At 68.9% G+C, this 15,884-nt stretch carries 14 protein-coding genes and 1 other RNA gene; all 15 read left to right on the plus strand.

Translation table 11 applies throughout. The annotated features are described in order from the left end of the window. Positions 1–166: 166 nt before the first annotated feature. Positions 167–512: RNase P RNA component class A (rnpB, locus tag ACESLR_RS01655), an RNA gene on the plus strand. 288 nt (positions 513–800) lie between these two features. After that, complete coding sequence (mraZ, locus tag ACESLR_RS01660) at positions 801–1,241, plus strand: division/cell wall cluster transcriptional repressor MraZ (protein WP_373024073.1); 441 nt, start codon at positions 801–803, stop codon at positions 1,239–1,241. Positions 1,242–1,246: 5 nt separating this feature from the next. Continuing rightward, a complete protein-coding gene (gene rsmH, locus ACESLR_RS01665; protein ID WP_373024074.1) occupies positions 1,247–2,173 on the plus strand; it encodes a 16S rRNA (cytosine(1402)-N(4))-methyltransferase RsmH in 927 nt (308 codons plus the stop codon). Further along, positions 2,173–2,457, plus strand: a complete 285-nt coding sequence (ftsL, locus tag ACESLR_RS01670) for a cell division protein FtsL (protein WP_373024075.1) — start codon at positions 2,173–2,175, stop codon at positions 2,455–2,457. Before rsmH ends, ftsL begins: the two co-directional genes overlap by 1 nt. Further along, on the plus strand, positions 2,445–4,160 hold the full coding sequence (locus tag ACESLR_RS01675) for a peptidoglycan D,D-transpeptidase FtsI family protein (RefSeq protein WP_373024076.1): 1,716 nt from the start codon (positions 2,445–2,447) through the stop codon (positions 4,158–4,160). The genes ftsL and ACESLR_RS01675 overlap by 13 nt, the downstream gene beginning before the upstream one ends. Then, positions 4,157–5,698 (plus strand): UDP-N-acetylmuramoyl-L-alanyl-D-glutamate--2,6-diaminopimelate ligase, encoded by a 1,542-nt coding sequence (locus tag ACESLR_RS01680; protein ID WP_373024077.1) that lies wholly within the window; start codon positions 4,157–4,159, stop codon positions 5,696–5,698. The genes ACESLR_RS01675 and ACESLR_RS01680 overlap by 4 nt, the downstream gene beginning before the upstream one ends. Further along, positions 5,695–7,065, plus strand: a complete 1,371-nt coding sequence (locus ACESLR_RS01685) for a UDP-N-acetylmuramoyl-tripeptide--D-alanyl-D-alanine ligase (RefSeq protein ID WP_373024078.1) — start codon at positions 5,695–5,697, stop codon at positions 7,063–7,065. Before ACESLR_RS01680 ends, ACESLR_RS01685 begins: the two co-directional genes overlap by 4 nt. Further along, the gene (mraY, locus tag ACESLR_RS01690) at positions 7,046–8,128 is read left to right on the plus strand and encodes a phospho-N-acetylmuramoyl-pentapeptide-transferase (protein ID WP_373024079.1); all 1,083 of its coding nucleotides are present in this window, start codon (positions 7,046–7,048) and stop codon (positions 8,126–8,128) included. The genes ACESLR_RS01685 and mraY overlap by 20 nt, the downstream gene beginning before the upstream one ends. Positions 8,129–8,132: 4 nt before the next feature. After that, the gene (gene murD, locus ACESLR_RS01695) at positions 8,133–9,476 is read left to right on the plus strand and encodes a UDP-N-acetylmuramoyl-L-alanine--D-glutamate ligase (RefSeq protein ID WP_373024080.1); all 1,344 of its coding nucleotides are present in this window, start codon (positions 8,133–8,135) and stop codon (positions 9,474–9,476) included. Continuing rightward, entirely contained in the window at positions 9,473–10,678 is a 1,206-nt protein-coding gene (ftsW, locus tag ACESLR_RS01700) for a putative lipid II flippase FtsW (protein ID WP_373024081.1), read from the plus strand. Before murD ends, ftsW begins: the two co-directional genes overlap by 4 nt. Further along, positions 10,675–11,769 carry an undecaprenyldiphospho-muramoylpentapeptide beta-N-acetylglucosaminyltransferase gene (murG, locus tag ACESLR_RS01705; RefSeq protein ID WP_373024082.1) on the plus strand — a complete coding sequence of 365 codons (1,095 nt, stop codon included), beginning with the start codon at positions 10,675–10,677 and terminating at the stop codon, positions 11,767–11,769. The genes ftsW and murG overlap by 4 nt, the downstream gene beginning before the upstream one ends. Beyond that, complete coding sequence (gene murC / locus ACESLR_RS01710; RefSeq protein WP_373024083.1) at positions 11,766–13,196, plus strand: UDP-N-acetylmuramate--L-alanine ligase; 1,431 nt, start codon at positions 11,766–11,768, stop codon at positions 13,194–13,196. Before murG ends, murC begins: the two co-directional genes overlap by 4 nt. Then, the gene (gene murB / locus ACESLR_RS01715) at positions 13,193–14,155 is read left to right on the plus strand and encodes a UDP-N-acetylmuramate dehydrogenase (protein ID WP_373054185.1); all 963 of its coding nucleotides are present in this window, start codon (positions 13,193–13,195) and stop codon (positions 14,153–14,155) included. Before murC ends, murB begins: the two co-directional genes overlap by 4 nt. Beyond that, the gene (locus ACESLR_RS01720) at positions 14,152–15,090 is read left to right on the plus strand and encodes a D-alanine--D-alanine ligase (protein ID WP_373024085.1); all 939 of its coding nucleotides are present in this window, start codon (positions 14,152–14,154) and stop codon (positions 15,088–15,090) included. The genes murB and ACESLR_RS01720 overlap by 4 nt, the downstream gene beginning before the upstream one ends. Before the next feature lie 65 nt (positions 15,091–15,155). Further along, positions 15,156–15,878 carry a cell division protein FtsQ/DivIB gene (locus ACESLR_RS01725; protein ID WP_373024124.1) on the plus strand — a complete coding sequence of 241 codons (723 nt, stop codon included), beginning with the start codon at positions 15,156–15,158 and terminating at the stop codon, positions 15,876–15,878. Positions 15,879–15,884 lie beyond the last annotated feature (6 nt).

Genomic DNA, 15,884 nt, shown 5'->3' on the forward strand with positions numbered 1-15,884 from the left:
CGGCCTCCTGCCCCGCGCGTGCGATCATTATCCACGCCCCCTGTTTCCTGCGCGACAGCGCGTCGTCCCCGGACGGGGCGCCAACTTCGTGGTGAAAAGGGCTTCTGGCGTTGCAGGCCCTTGAAAAGCCTTGCACTCGTGGGCGCGGCGGCGTACAAGGAGCGCGGGAGTCGGCCTGGCAGTCGCTGCATCCTCGGATGTGGAGGAAAGTCCGGGCTCCACAGGGCAGGACGCCAGGTAACGCCTGGGCGGCGCGAGCCGACGGAAAGTGCCGCAGAAAACATACCGCCGATGGCCCTCGGGCACAGGCAAGGGTGAAAAGGTGTGGTAAGAGCGCACCGCGCGACTGGTAACAGTTCGTGGCAAGGTAAACCCCGTCCGGAGCAAGGCCAAATAGGGGTGCATGATGCGGCCCGCATCGCACCCGGGTAGGCTGCTCGAGGCGTCCGGTGACGGACGTCCCAGATGAATGACTGTCCTCGACAGAACCCGGCTTACGGCCGGCTCCCACTTTTTCCCACCTGCGAATGATCCCCTGCCGGCACCGGTTTGGGCCAGCCCTGCTGTGTGCGCGGCAAACTTGTAAAGTGATGCATGAAGTTTGGTCCTCAACACGAGGCTTTTAATACCCTTATTCCGGCCCTTTTGACGAGCCGGAGCCGGGCGCGCTAAGTCTCTGTGATTCAACGCTTATTTTTTGTTTTTCGGGCTTGATTTCCTTGACTCTGGAGGATGCCCGTACCTATAGTGTCGAAAAGTGGGTCAAAGTGGGGAAAGGTGGGTAACCACCGTTACCAGCCATGTTTCGAGGCGTCAGCCAGCTCAATCTGGATGCGAAGGGCCGCCTGGCCATGCCGGCGCGGTATCGCGACGACCTCGCTGCGAGCTGCAACAGCCAGCTGGTGATCACCGTTGATCCCTCCCGCTGCCTGCTCCTCTATCCGTTTCCGGAATGGGAGCGCATCGAGCAGAACCTGATGTCCCGCCCCAACATGAACCCCAAGGTGCGCAACCTGCAGCGTCTGCTGGTGGGGCATGCCACCGAGTGCGAACTGGATGGCAGTGGTCGTCTGCTGCTACCCACGCCCCTGCGTCAGTACGCCGGCCTGGAAAAGCGGGTCGTGCTGCTGGGGCAGGGCAAGAAGTTCGAGATCTGGGACGAGGCCGCCTGGGACGAGACCTGTGCCCAGGTGCTGGGCGGTGACGTGGATGATGAAGCGCTCGAGTCCATCGCGTTGTGACGGCCATGGAAACCGTCTCTCATATCCCGGTGCTGCGCGACGCGGTGCTGGAGGGCCTGGCCGTGCGCGCTGATGGCTTCTACGTCGACGGCACCTTCGGGCGCGGCGGGCACAGTCGCGCGATTCTGGAGCGGCTGGGCCCGGATGGCCGCTTGCTGGCCATGGATCGTGACCCGGACGCCGCCGAGACCGCCGCGGTTCTGGCCGATGACCCTCGTTTTGCCTTCGAGGCCGGGCCGTTTTCCACCATGGCGGAGACGCTGCGCGAGCGATTCCCCGGCCGTGGGCCGGATGGGGTCTTTCTGGACCTAGGCGTCTCTTCACCACAACTCGACACCCCCGAGCGCGGTTTCAGCTTCCAGCATGACGGTCCGCTGGACATGCGCATGGATCGCGCCACCGGCGAGAGCGCGGCGGCCTGGCTGGCGCGCGCCGACGAGACCGCCATTGCGGACGTCATCTATCACTATGGCGAGGAGCGCCACTCGCGGCGTATCGCCCGTGCCATCGTGGCCGCCCGTGCCGACACCCCGATTGCCCGGACCGGCGAGCTGGCCGAGATCGTGCGCCGCGCGGTGCCGAAGCGCGAGCCGGGCAAACACCCGGCGACCCGGACCTTCCAGGCCCTGCGCATCTTCGTGAACGACGAGCTGGCCGAGCTCGAGCAATGGCTGGCGACCATTCCCGATGTACTCCCGGCCGGTGCCCGGTTGGTGGTTATCAGTTTCCATTCGCTGGAAGATCGGATGGTAAAGCAGGCCCTGCGCAAGCCGGTCTCCGGGGTGCGGCTGCCGAAGGGGTTGCCGGTGATGCCGGAGGAGCCAGAGCGCAAGCTGCGGGCGGTGGGCAAGCCGGTCCACGCCAATCGCGACGAGCAAAGAATCAATCCGCGCTCGCGGTCGGCCGTGCTGCGCGTGGGGGAGCGGCTCTGATGGTCGCGCGTGGGCTCCTGGCCGTCGCGCTGGCGACCGGCGTGTTCGCCTCGGCGATCGGCGTGGTCGCGGCCAAGCACGAGGCGCGCCAGGCCTTCGTCGACCACCAGCAGGCACTGAGTCAGCGCGATGTCCTGAACCTTGATTGGACGCAGTTGCAGATCGAACAGTCCACCTGGGCGACCCAGGCCCGGGTCGAGGAGCAGGCGCGCGAGCGTCTCGGCATGATCCAGCCGGATTCCGACCGCATCGTGGTGATTGGGGGTGATGCGTGGGCGCGTTGAAGCGGCAGATCAGTGGCGGTCGCCTGAAGGTGATGATCGTGGTCTTTGCCGTGGCAAGCGTTGCGCTACTGTCCCGGGCCGTTGACCTGCAGGTGCTCGAGCGCGACTTCCTGACCAAGCAGGGTGAACAGCGCCAGGTCCGTACCCTGACCGAGTCCGCCCACCGCGGCATGATTACCGACCGTCACGGCGAACCCCTGGCGATCTCGGCCCCGGTGCAGACTGCCTGGGCCAACCCACAGGACCTGATCGGACAGCGCGAACGCTGGCCCGAACTGGCCGCGGCCCTGGAGGTGGAGCCGGACTGGCTGGCCGAGCGCATCGAGGGCCGCCCCACGCGCGAGTTCGTCTACCTGCGCCGCCACATGCTGCCGCAGCAGGCCGAGCGCGTCGCCGCTCTGCGCATGCAGGGAGTCGGACTGACCCGCGAGTTCAGGCGCTACTATCCGCACGGCGAGGCCACCTCGCACGTACTTGGCTACACCGACATTGACGACCAGGGGCAGGAGGGCGTCGAGCTCGCCTTCGACCAGTGGCTGTCGGGACAGCCGGGGGCCAAGCGCGTTCTGCGGGACCGTCATGGCCGGACCATTCGCGACGTCGCGAGTATCCGCCCGGCGCGCGACGGCAATTCCCTGGCATTGACCCTGGACCAGCGCCTGCAGTACCTGGCCTATCGCGAGCTGAAGGCCGCGGTGGCCGAGCACGATGCGCGTGGCGGTTCCGCCGTTCTGCTGGATGCCCGCTCCGGCGAGATTCTGGCGCTGGTCAACCAGCCGGGGTTCAACCCGAACAATCGCGGCGCCATTCGCTCCGACAGGGCCCGCAACCGGGCCATCACCGATACCATGGAGCCTGGCTCGGTGATGAAGCCACTCACGGTCGCGGCGGCCCTGGACGCCGGGGTCGTGGACGCCAATACCACACTCGAAACCGGCCCCGGCACCATGCGCGTTGGCCGCCTGACCGTGCGTGACCTGCGCGATTACGGGACCATCGACCTGACCACCCTGATCGCGCGTTCCAGCAATGTCGGCGCCACGCAACTGGCCCTGGAGACCCCGGCGGATCGCTTCTGGCAGACCCTGCACCAGGCCGGTTTCGGCCAGGCGCCCGGGACCCATTTCCCCGGCGAGGCCAGCGGCCGCCTGCGCGATTTCACCACCTGGCGCGAGGTCGAACAGGCCACGCTTGGATACGGTTACGGCCTGTCGCTGTCACCCCTGCAGATGGCGGCTGCGTACACCGCCTTTGCCAATGACGGCGAGCGGGTGCCGGTCCGGCTGGTGCGCACTGCCGATGACCTGCGCGAGCCGGCCCGGGTGATGACCCCGCGTACCGCGCGCCAGGTGCTGGCCATGATGGAGCACGTGATCGGGACCGAGGGCACTGCCCGCCAGGCCGCGATCGATGGCTACCGGGTGGCCGGCAAGACCGGCACCAGCCGCAAGAGCGGTCCCGGTGGTTATGCCGAAGACCGTTACTTCTCCAGTTTCGTCGGCCTGGCCCCGGCGTCCGATCCGCGCTTTGTCATGGCCGTGGTGATCGACGAGCCGGACGCGGGCGTCTACTACGGCGGAGCTGTTGCCGCGCCGGTGTTTCAGCGGGTTGTGAGCTCCGCCCTGCGCATGTTCAACGTGCGCCCCGATGCGATGCCGGAGGTCCCGATGCGTCTGGCCGTGGAGCACGAGGGGGCGACATGATGGCCGCGCACGAGACACGCGATACGATCGGGCCGGTGCTGGGCGATCTGCTGCCGGGGGTCGACTTGCGCCACGACGTCGCTCCGATACGGGTCACCGACCTGGTTCAGGACAGCCGCCGGGTCACCCCCGGCGCAGCCCTTGTGGCGCTGGCCGGGACGCATGGTCACGGGCTTGACCACGCCGCCGATGCGGCCGCACGCGGTGCCGCCGCCATCCTCTGGGACGAGGCCGAACCGCCCGAAATCCGCGTGGACATTTCGTTGATCCATGTGCCGGGCCTGCGCGACCGGTTGCCCCAGATGGCGCGCGCGCTGTTCGGCACCTGGCCGGAGGCGGCCCCGCTGGTGGCGGTCACCGGCACCGACGGCAAGACCTCGGTGACCCACCTGATCGCGCTTGCGCTGGAGGCTCTGGGTCGGCCCGCCGGGTTGATCGGCACGCTGGGCGTCGGGCGCCCGGGCCAGCTCGTCGATACCGGCCACACCACGCCGGGCGTCATCGACCTGCACCGTCACCTGGCGCAGCTCGCGGGAGCCGGCTGCCAGGCCGTGGCACTTGAGGCCTCCTCGCACGGTCTGGCCCAGGGGCGTCTTGCCGGGGCACCGATCAACGTGGGCGTCCTGACGCGGCTGAGTTCCGACCATCTTGATTTTCACGGCAGTCAGGAGGCCTACGCCGCCGCCAAGGCCCGGCTGTTCGCCTGGCCCGGCCTGCAAACCGCGGTGCTCAATGCCGACGACGCATTCGGCCGGCGGGTGGCACAGACCCTGCGACCGGGCGTCCGGGCTCTGACCTATAGCGCAGCGGGCGCCGCCGGCGACCTGCGCGCCCGGGATGTGAAGGCCACACCGGATGGCCTGCGGTTCGTTCTCGAGGCCGACGGCCGGAGCTACCCGGTTCGTTCCACGCTGTTCGGCCTGTTCCAGGTTGGAAACCTGCTCGCGACCCTTGCCACGCTGCAGGCCCTTGGGGTGGAGCGTGTACGTGCGATCACGGCGGTTGCCGAGTTGCCCGGCGTGCCCGGACGGATGGAGCGTTTCCCGCTGCCGGGCGGGGCCCTGGCAGTGGTCGACTACGCCCATACCGCGGAGGCACTGGAGGCGGCCCTGTGTGCCCTGCGCCCGCATGCCGAAAGGCGCCTGAGCGTGGTCTTTGGCTGTGGCGGCAACCGCGATCGCGGCAAGCGCCCGGTGATGGGCCAGGTGGCCTGTCACCACGCGGACGTCGTCTTCGTGACCGACGACAACCCGCGCGGGGAGGATCCGGCCGCGATTCGTGCCGCGATCCTCGCCGGCTGCGCCGATGCCACTGAATGCCACGAGATCGGCGACCGCGCGACCGCGATCGCCAGCGCACTGGCGGAGGCAGTTGCGGGGGACGTGGTGCTGGTGGCCGGCAAGGGCCACGAGACGACACAGGAGATTCGCGGTCAGTGCTACCCGTTCAGCGACCGCGAGCAGGTCCGGGCACAGGCCGGCCGGCACCCACAGGACGCGCGGGGCCACGACCGTGCACCCGGGGAGGAGGGGCAATGATTCGAATGACCAGCCAGGAACTGGCCGAGGCGGTGCAGGGGCGCCTGCAGGGGGCGCCGGATGTGGCCGTCGAGGGCGTGTTCACGGATACCCGCGAGCCGCTTGCGGGTGCGCTGTTCATTGCGCTCAAGGGGCCCAACTTCGATGCCCACGAGCAGGTCGCAGCCGACCTGCCGGCCTCCGTGTTGCTGGTCGAAAGGCCCCTGGATGTGCCGCAGCCTCAGGTCATCGTGTCGGATGCCCGCGAGGCACTGGGTCGCCTGGGTCGGTACTGGCGTCGCCAGTGCCGGGCGCGGGTGATTGCCCTGACCGGGTCGAACGGCAAGACCACGACCAGGGAGATGCTGCGCTGCATCCTCGAAGGGGCGGGCTCGGTGCATTCCACGGAGGGCAATCTAAACAACGAGATTGGCACGCCGCTGACGCTGCTGGCGATGCCCCGGGACGTGGACTACGCGGTGATCGAGCTGGGTGCCAACCACGCCGGAGAGATTGGCCGCATGGTGCGCTGGGTCGAGCCGCAGGTCGCGCTCATTACCAACGCCGGACGTGCGCATCTGGAGGGCTTTGGCAGCCTCGAGGGCGTGGCCCACGCAAAGGCCGAGATCTACTCCGGCCTGCCGGCACAGGGCGGTACGGCCGTCATTAACCTGGACGATGCCTTTGCCGACTACTGGCTGTCGTTGAACGAGCATCACCACTGCCAGCGCTTCTCGCTCGAGGGTGGCGGCGAGGTCGAGGGGATGTGGCAGGCCCCCGACCGGTTGCGTCTGGCCATCCTTGGCGCCGGACGCGACCTTCGCATGGCTGGCCCCGGGCGCCATCTCGCGGCCAATGCCGTCGCGGCGGCTGCGGCGGCGAACGCCGTGGGCATCGGGATCGACCGAATTGCCGAGGGCCTGACGCGCTGGAAGCCGGTGCGGGGGCGACTCCAGGAGATGTGGCACATCAGTGGCGCGCGGCTGTGGGATGACAGTTACAACGCCAACCCGGACTCGCTGCGGGCCGGGCTGGAGGTGCTGGCGGCCATGAGTGGGCGGCGCATCCTGGTGCTGGGTGCGATGGGTGAGCTGGGTACCGAGACCGCGGCGCTGCACCGTGAAACCGGCCGCCTGGCCCGGGCGATGGGCATCGATTACTGCCTCACGCTGGGGGAGGCCGCGCGCGACAGTGCCGGGGCCTTCGGTGACGGTGGCGAATGGTTCGCCGATCACGATGCGCTGCGCGGCCGTCTCGAGACCCTCCTTGAAGAGGGCACTACGGTGCTGGTGAAGGGCTCGCGTAGCCAGCACATGGAACGGATCATCGAGGGGCTGGACCTGGTCTCGCCGGCGCCGGAGGTGGCGAATGCTGTACGCGCTGACTGAGTACCTGAGCCAGTTCTATTCCGGCTTCACGGTCTTCCAGTACCTGACCGTTCGGGCCATCCTCGGCGTGGTCACGGCACTGGCCATCGCGTTGCTGATCGGTCCGGCGATGATTCGCCGTCTGACTGTCGGCAAGGTCGGCCAGCAGATACGCGACGACGGTCCCGAATCGCACCTGACCAAGGCTGGTACGCCGACCATGGGCGGAGCCCTGATCCTGGTCGCGGTGGCGATTGCCACCCTCCTGTGGAGCGATCTGACCAACCGCTTTGTCTGGATCGTCCTGCTGACCACGCTGGCCTTTGGTGCCGTGGGTGGCTGGGACGACTATCTCAAGCTGCGCTATGGCAACAGCAAGGGGCTTTCGGCACGCGCCAAGATTCTTTGGCAGACCCTGTTCGCCCTGACCGCCGCCGGCGTGATCATGTACACATCCCAAGGTCCGGTAGAGACCACCTTCTACCTGCCCGTCTTCAAGGACATCCAGTTCAGCCTGGGCTGGATGTTCGTGCCGCTGGTGTGGCTGGTGGTCGTGGGCGCCTCCAATGCCGTGAACCTGACGGACGGCCTGGACGGCCTGGCGATCATGCCGGCGGTGCTGGTGGCGGGTGCCCTCGGTGTGTTCGCCTACGCGGCCGGTCACGCGGTGTTCGCGGACTACCTGGACATCCCGGCGGTGTCCGGTGTGGGCGAGGTGGTGATCTTTACCGCCGCCCTCGTGGGTGCCGGCCTCGGGTTCCTGTGGTTCAACACCTATCCGGCACAGGTCTTCATGGGCGATGTCGGCGCCCTGGCGCTGGGCGCGGCCCTGGGCATGCTGGCCATCCTGACCCGGCAGGAAATCGTGCTGCTGATCATGGGCGGCGTCTTCGTGCTGGAGACGCTTTCGGTCATGCTGCAGGTCGCCTCCTTCAAGCTGACCGGCCGGCGCATCTTTCGCATGGCGCCCCTTCATCACCATTTCGAACTCAAGGGCTGGCCGGAGCCACGCGTGATCGTACGCTTCTGGATCCTGACCGTGGTGTTCGTCCTTGTCGGTCTCGCGACCCTGAAGGTGCGCTGATCCCATGACCCACGCCGGCGCCGACAACCTGATCGTGGGACTGGGGGCAACCGGACTCTCGGTCGCCCGTTTCCTGCGTGCGCAGGGGCAGTCGTTCGCGCTCACCGATACCCGCGCAGCCCCGGTCGCGCTGGAGGCCGCGGAGGCGTGGCTGGAGGATGCCTGGGCCGGCCCGCTGGATGATCTGGATGCCACAGGGTATGCCCGCATCATCGTTTCCCCCGGTGTGGCACTCGAGCACCCGGTCCTGCAGCAGGCGGGGGCGGCGGGTGCCCGCCTGACCGGTGACATCGACCTGTTCGCCGAACGGGCGACGGCCCCGGTGATCGCGATCACCGGCTCCAATGGCAAGAGCACGGTGACGGCCCTGGTCGGCGAGCTGCTCGAGGCGGCTGGCTATTACGTCGCGGTTGGGGGCAATTTTGGTACACCGGCGCTGGATCTTCTGGAACAGGCTCCGCAGGTGTACGTGCTGGAGCTGTCCAGCTTTCAACTCGAACGCAGCGAGGCACTGGCGCCCGCCGCGGCCGCGATACTGAACATTTCCCCCGATCACCTGGATCGCTATGCCGACCTGGATGCCTATGTGCGTGCCAAGGCCCGTATCCTCGATCGTGCCGAGTGCGGAGTCCTGAACCGTGACGACGCATGGCTCCGCGAGATCGCGTTGCCGCGGGGCTTGCAGGTGATCTCCTTCGGCCTTGACACCCCGCCGGGCGCGGGGGATTTCGGCGTGCGCCCCTCCCGCGAGGACGGCCCGAACCTGGTGCGCGGCGACGAGATCCTGATCGCAGTCCACCGCCTGCGCCTGCGGGGCCAGCACAACTGGGCCAATGCCCTGGCCGCCCTCGCCCTGGCCTGGCCCTGGCTGGAACCCGGCGCGCCGCGCGCGCGGGCGCTGGCGGCCCTGGCCGAATTCGCCGGCCTGCCGCATCGATCACAGTGGATCGCCCAGGTGGGCGGCGTCGACTACATCAACGACTCCAAGGGCACGAATGTGGGGGCGACCCTGGCGGCTCTGCGGGGTACACCGGGCCCGTTGGTGCTGATCGTCGGCGGTCAGGGCAAGGGACAGGACTTCACCCCGCTGGCCGACTACGTACCGGGCAAGGTCCGCGGGGTGGTGCTGCTGGGCGAGGACGCACCCATGATCGCGCGTGCCCTGGCCTCGGTGGTGCCGGTGCAGCGGGTGGGCGACATGACCGCCGCGGTTGCGCAGGCCGCGGCCTGGGCGGAGCCGGGCGATACCGTCCTGCTGTCGCCGGGTTGTGCCAGTCTGGACATGTACGAAAACTACCGGGCGCGCGGCGACGACTTCGCGCGGGCGGTCCGGGAGCTGGCGGCATGAGTGTGTCCAGCACCCGCCTCGGACTCGCGGATCGCGGCCTCGTCGCCAGCCTGCGCGACCACGTGGATCTGCCCCTGCTGGCCGTCGCGGCGATCCTGCTGGGCATCGGCCTGGTGATGGTTGCGTCCGCCTCCATGGGGCTCGGCGAACGCTATTTCGGCAATACCTGGCACTTCTTCCAGCGCCAGGTGATCTTTGCCGCCACTGGCCTGGCGGTCGCGACCTTTCTCTGGTCGGTGCCGCTGGCGCGCTGGGAGCGCGCGGGGCCCTGGCTGCTGATCCTTGTGATGGCCCTGTTGATTGCCGTGCTGATTCCGGGCGTCGGCCGTACGGTCAACGGCGCGACCCGCTGGATCCCGCTGGGTATGTTCAACCTTCAGGTTGCCGAGCTGGTGAAGTTGCTCGTGGTGATGTACCTGGCCGGGTACATCGTGCGCCATTATTCCAATCTGCGGCTGCACTTCCTCGGGTTCATCCGGCCGTTGATCGTGCTCGGCGTCGGGACCATCCTGATGCTCCTGCAGCCCGATTTCGGTGGTGCCGCGATCATGCTGGCCATCGGCATGGGCATGCTGTTCCTTGCCGGTGCGAAGCTCTGGCAGTTCGCGGCGCTGGCGGGGACGATCGCGGCCGGGATGGCGGTGGTCGCGGTTGCCGCGCCCTACCGCGTGGCGCGCCTGACCGCCTTCCTCGACCCCTGGCAGGACCCGTTCGCCACGGGCTTCCAGCTGACCCAGTCGCTGATCGCGATCGGTTCCGGCGGATGGTTCGGCGCGGGTCTTGGCAACAGCGTCCAAAAGCTGTTCTACCTGCCCGAGGCGCACAACGATTTTCTGTTCGCCGTCTTCGCCGAGGAGTTCGGCTTCGTCGGTGTCGTGGCACTGATCGCGTTGTTCGGCTTGCTGGTCTGGCGCTGCATCCGGATCGGACTGTTCGCCGAGCGCGCCGGGCATGCCTTCGGCTCGCATCTGGCATTCGGCGTGGCCATCTGGATGGGGCTTCAGGCGTTCCTGAACCTCGCGGTAAACATGGGGCTGCTACCGACCAAGGGGATGACCCTGCCGTTTCTCAGTTACGGGGGCAGCTCGCTGATCGTTTCCCTGGCGGCCCTTGGCCTGGTCATGCGCGTGTACCGCGAGGCCCAGGTTCCGGCACCCGGCGTGGCGCCGCCGGCCCGGCGCCGGCGAGGAGGTGCGGCATGACCGCCCCGCGCATCCTGATCATGGCCGGCGGTACCGGCGGCCACGTATTCCCGGGGCTGGCGGTGGCCGAGGCCCTGCGCGCCCGTGGCGCCGAAGTGCGCTGGCTGGGCACGGCGCGCGGGGTGGAGGCACGCCTGGTGCCGGAATCCGGCATCGAACTGCACACGCTCCCGATCGCCGGGGTGCGCGGCAAGGGCCTGGTCGGCCTGGCGCTCGCGCCGTGGCGGCTGGGCATCTCGCTATGGGCGGCGCTGGCCCTGATGACCCGCCTGCGCCCGGACGCCGTGATCGGCTTCGGTGGCTTCGCGGCCGGACCCGGCGGCTTGATGGCGGCGGCGCTGGGGCGTCCGCTGGCGATCCACGAGCAGAATGCGGTCGCCGGCCTGACCAATCGCTGGCTGGCGAAGGTGGCCGATCGGGTGTATTCCGGCTTCGAGCACAGCTTCCCCGAGCGCGTGGCGGTCACGGTCGTCGGCAATCCCGTGCGCGCCCGGATTTGCGGCCTGCCCGCACCGGAGTTGCGCTTCGACGAGCGCGCCGGCCCCCTGAACATCCTGGTACTGGGCGGCAGCCTGGGGGCGCGCTCGCTCAACCGCACGCTGCCTGCCGGGTTGGCCATGGTGGCGCAGAATCAGCCATTGAACATCCGCCATCAAGCGGGCGAGCGCACGCTCGACGAGGCGCGTGCCGCCTACGTCGGCGCCGGCGTGCAGGCCGAGATCAGTGCGTTCATCGAGGACATGGCGGGCGCCTACGCCTGGGCGGATCTGGTGATCTGCCGCGCCGGGGCCCTCACCGTGGCCGAGGTCGCCGCCGCCGGTGTGCCGGCGATCTTCGTGCCCTATCCGCATGCGGTCGACGACCACCAGACCGCGAACGCCGAGGCCCTGGTCCGCTCCGGTGCCGCCTGGCGTATCGCGGATGCCGAGTTGAGTGCCGAGCGCATCCATGAGCTGATGGGGCCGCTGGATCGCGAGGCCCTGCGCAGCCGGGCCGTGCTGGCGCGAAAGCAGGCCTGCCCCGACACCGTGCAGCGGCTGACCGATGCCTGCCTGGAGATGGCGGGTGCCCGCCGGGAGGGAATGTCATGAGCGCCACGCGACTGCCACGCCACGCCATGCGCCGCATTCGCCGTATCCACTGCGTCGGGATCGGCGGGTCCGGCATGAGCGGGATCGCCGAGGTCCTGCATCAGCTCGGCTACCAGGTATCGGGTTCCGACCTCGGGCAGTCGGCGATGGTCGAGCGCCTGAAGGGCATGGGGATCCCCGTGGTGGCGGCCCACACCGACGCGAACGTGGCCGAGGCGGATGTCCTGGTGGTCTCCAGCGCGATCAACCCGTCCAACCCCGAGGTGCAGGAAGCCCGGCGCCGCGGCATCCCCATCGTACGCCGCGCGGAGATGCTGGCCGAACTGATGCGCTTTCGCTACGGCATTGCCGTGGCAGGTACCCACGGCAAGACGACGACCACGAGCCTGGTCGCCAGTGTGCTGGCCGAGGCGGGGTTGGACCCGACCTTCGTGATCGGCGGACGTCTGAACAGCACGGCCAGCCACTCGAATCTGGGGGCGGGGGATTACCTCGTGGCCGAGGCCGACGAGAGCGATGCGTCGTTCCTGCACCTGCAGCCGATGATCAGCATCGTCACCAACATCGACGCCGATCATCTGGGCACCTATGGCAACGATTTCGGCAAGCTGCGCGCCACCTTCCTGGAGTTCCTGCATCACCTGCCGTTCTACGGCATTGCCGTGCTGTGCGCGGATGACTCGCAGGTGCGCGATCTTTATCCCGAACTGGAACGCCCGCGCCTGACCTACGGCATCGAGCAGGCGGCCGACGTACGCGCGCTCAATGTCCGTCAGGAAGGCGTACGCATGTACTTCGACCTGGCACTGCCCGCCCAGAAACCGTTTCCGGTAACCCTGAACCTGCCCGGGCGCCACAACGTACTGAATGCCCTGGCGGCAGCTGCCGTGGCCCACGAGCTGGAAGTGGTCCCGACCGCGATCCAGGCCGCCCTGGAACGATTCCAGGGGATTGGAAGGCGTTTCCAGGTGCAGTCCTGGCAGGCGCCCAGCGGGCCGGTGACCCTGGTCGATGACTACGGCCACCATCCGCGCGAGATCGCCGCGACCCAGGCCGCCGCCCGTGACGCATGGCCGGAGCACCGCCGGATCACAGTCTTCCAGCCGCACCGCTATACCCGTACGCGCGACCTGTTCGAGGACTTTGTCGAGGCGCTGTCGGAGACCGATGTCCTGATCCTGCTGGAGGTCTACCCCGCCGGCGAGGAGCCGATCCCCAGCGCCGACGGCCGCAGCCTGGCCCGGGCCATCCGCCTGCGGGGTCAGGTAGAGCCGGTATTCGTCGAGCATGCCGGGGATGTGGTCGACGTACTGCGGGGCATGTTGCGGCCCGACGACGTGGTGATTGCCCAGGGCGCGGGCGATATCGGCCGGCTGGCCGGGCTGCTCCCACAGCAGCTGGCCGAAACCGACGCGGGGGACGCATGATGGCGGCGCGCGCGGTGGATTCGATGGCGACCCCCTTCACCAGGGAGCCACGCGGGCGGCTGGAGGCACGGGTCCCGCTGGCCGGCCTGACGTCCTGGCGCGTGGGTGGCCCGGCCGACTGGCTGTTTCAACCGGCAGACCTCGACGACCTGGTGGAGGGGCTGCGTGACCACGCGGCCCACGCCCCGCAGATGCCGGTGACCTTCCTGGGTCTCGGCAGCAACGTCCTGATCCGCGACGGCGGCCTGGAAGGCCTGGTGGTACATCTGTCCGGGGTGCTGAACGAGCGCCGAAGCCTGGATGGCGAACGCCTGTTGCTGGGCGCCGGACTGGCCTGCGCGCAGGCCGCGCGGTTCGGTGCCCGCGAGGGGCTGGTCGGTGCCGAGTTCCTGGCCGGAATCCCGGGAACGGTGGGCGGCGCGCTGGCCATGAACGCGGGGGCATGGGGCGGCGAGATCTGGCCGCTGGTGGAGTCCGTCGCCACGGTCGATGCGCGAGGCGAGCTGCATACCCGCACGCCCGCGGATTACACCATCGGCTATCGCAGCGTCCGCGGGCCCGCGGACGAATGGTTCACCGGCTGCGTATTGCGGCTGGCCGTGGGCGACCCGGAGGCCGGTACCCGGCGGATCCGCGAGTTGCTGCGCGAGCGCTCGGCCAAGCAGCCGTTGGGGCTGCCGTCCTGCGGCTCGGTGTTCCGCAACCCGGAGAGCGATCACGCCGCGCGGCTGGTCGAGGCGGCCGGCCTGAAAGGGCTACGCCACGGAGCCGCGGAGATCTCGCCCAAGCACGCGAATTTCATTACCCACGACGGAGCCGCGCGCGCGGCCGATATCGAGTGGCTGCTGCGCCATGCCCAGGCCGAGGTGCAGCGCCGGTTCGGCGTGCAACTCGAGCCGGAAGTCCGGGTGCTGGGGCGGCCCGCGGGGACGAACGAGGCAAGCGAGGGAACGGCATGAGCAAGCGAAGCGCACAAGACTATGGCCGGGTCGCGGTCCTGATGGGCGGCTGGTCCGGGGAGCGCGAGGTCTCGCTGAACAGCGGCCGGGCCGTGCTGGCGGCCCTGCAGCGTCAGGGCGTAGATGCCCATCCGCTGGACCTGACCCGCGAGACCGCCCGATGTCTGGCCCTGGACGACTTTGACCGGGTGTTCATCGTGCTCCATGGCGAGTGCGGCGAGGACGGCACCCTGCAGGGCTGCCTGGACATGGCCGGGATGCCCTACACCGGAACGGGTGTGCTGGGATCCGCCCTGGGGATGGACAAGCTGGCCTGCAAGCGGCTATGGGCGGGGAGCAATCTGCCCAGTGCCCCGTACCGCCTGCTGACCCCGGGGTTTGACCCCGAGGCGGTGGCCGAGGCCCTGGGCCTGCCGCTGATCGTGAAGCCGGCACGCGGCGGCTCCAGCCTGGGGATCACCCGGGTGGATCGGGTGGCCGACCTGCCGGCGGCGTTCGAGGCCGCGCGGCTGCAGCCGGGACAGGTGTTCGCGGAACAGTGGATCAGCGGTCGCGAGTACACCGTCGCGATCCTCGGCAACGAGCCGCTGCCGGTGGTGGAGATCCGCACCCCGGGTGGCTTCTACGACTACCACGCGAAATACGAGGCTGACGATACCGGCTATGTCTGCCCGCCCCCGCTGGACTCCAGTGCGCTGCTGGAGTTGCAGTCCCTCGCGATCGCCGCATTCGCGACCCTGGAGGGCTGCGGCTGGGGCCGGGTGGACATCCTGCAGGACGAGCACGGCGAGAACTTCCTGATCGAGGTGAACACGATTCCGGGCATGACCGATCACTCGCTGGTCCCCAAGGCGGCCGCACAGGCCGGGGTCGACTTTGACGAGCTGTGCCTGCGCATCCTTGATTCCAGCTTCGAGTGTGGAGGGCTGCGTTGAACGCACGGCGCACAACGCGACCCACGCGCCGTCTGCAATCGCAGGGCCCGTCGCCCCTGCGCCGCGTGGCGGGCCCGGGGCTGCGCCTTATGGCGGGGATGGGCCTGGCCGCGGTGCTGGTCCTGGGCACGCTGGCCTGGCTGCAGTTCGACCCGGATGCCTGGCTGCCGATCGAGCACATCGAGGTGGCCGGCAACCCGCGGCATGCGGATGTCGCGGCGGTGCGCGAGGTCGCGCGCGCCCATGCACCGGGTTTTGTCGGGGTCGAGCTGGAGCGCCTGCGGGTGGCGCTGGAGGCGCAACCGTGGGTGGACGCGGTACGCCTGCGGCGCCGGTGGCCGGACACGCTGGTGGTGGAGATCCGCGAGCCGGTGCCGGTCGCGCAGTGGGGCGAGGACCACCTGGTCGATCGCCACGGGCGTCTGTTCGGGCCGGTGGAACTAGAGGAGTGGGAGGGCCTGCCGGCCCTTGCCGGGACCGACGGGCGCCAGGTGGTGCTGATGCATCGCTACCTGGAGGTCTCCGCGCGGCTGGCCGATGCCGGACTGGAAGTGGCCGGGCTGGAGGAAGGCGAGCGCCACGACTGGACCATTCATCTCGCGGACGGTGTGCGCGTGCTGATGGGCCGCGACGACAGTCTGGCCCGGCTAGGGCAGCTGGTCCGCGCGCTGCCGGCGATTCGAGAGTACCGCGATGCCCCGGTGGAACGAATCGACCTGCGCTATCCGCACGGCCTCGCGGTGGCCTGGGCGGATGCCGCGGATGACGGTGCGGGGAACGCCCGATGACACGAA

It is taken from the genome of Thioalkalivibrio sp., assembly GCF_041685615.1.
Lineage (GTDB): Bacteria > Pseudomonadota > Gammaproteobacteria > Ectothiorhodospirales > Ectothiorhodospiraceae > Thioalkalivibrio.

Coding starts and splice junctions, on each gene's coding strand:
- mraY (WP_373024079.1), top strand. CDS start 7,046: ATGCTGTACGCGCTGACTGAGTACCTGAGCCAGTTCTATTCCGGCTTC.
- ACESLR_RS01720 (WP_373024085.1), top strand. CDS start 14,152: ATGAGCAAGCGAAGCGCACAAGACTATGGCCGGGTCGCGGTCCTGATG.
- ACESLR_RS01680 (WP_373024077.1), top strand. CDS start 4,157: ATGATGGCCGCGCACGAGACACGCGATACGATCGGGCCGGTGCTGGGC.
- murD (WP_373024080.1), top strand. CDS start 8,133: ATGACCCACGCCGGCGCCGACAACCTGATCGTGGGACTGGGGGCAACC.
- mraZ (WP_373024073.1), top strand. CDS start 801: ATGTTTCGAGGCGTCAGCCAGCTCAATCTGGATGCGAAGGGCCGCCTG.
- rsmH (WP_373024074.1), top strand. CDS start 1,247: ATGGAAACCGTCTCTCATATCCCGGTGCTGCGCGACGCGGTGCTGGAG.
- ftsW (WP_373024081.1), top strand. CDS start 9,473: ATGAGTGTGTCCAGCACCCGCCTCGGACTCGCGGATCGCGGCCTCGTC.
- murG (WP_373024082.1), top strand. CDS start 10,675: ATGACCGCCCCGCGCATCCTGATCATGGCCGGCGGTACCGGCGGCCAC.
- ACESLR_RS01685 (WP_373024078.1), top strand. CDS start 5,695: ATGATTCGAATGACCAGCCAGGAACTGGCCGAGGCGGTGCAGGGGCGC.
- murB (WP_373054185.1), top strand. CDS start 13,193: ATGATGGCGGCGCGCGCGGTGGATTCGATGGCGACCCCCTTCACCAGG.
- murC (WP_373024083.1), top strand. CDS start 11,766: ATGAGCGCCACGCGACTGCCACGCCACGCCATGCGCCGCATTCGCCGT.
- ftsL (WP_373024075.1), top strand. CDS start 2,173: ATGGTCGCGCGTGGGCTCCTGGCCGTCGCGCTGGCGACCGGCGTGTTC.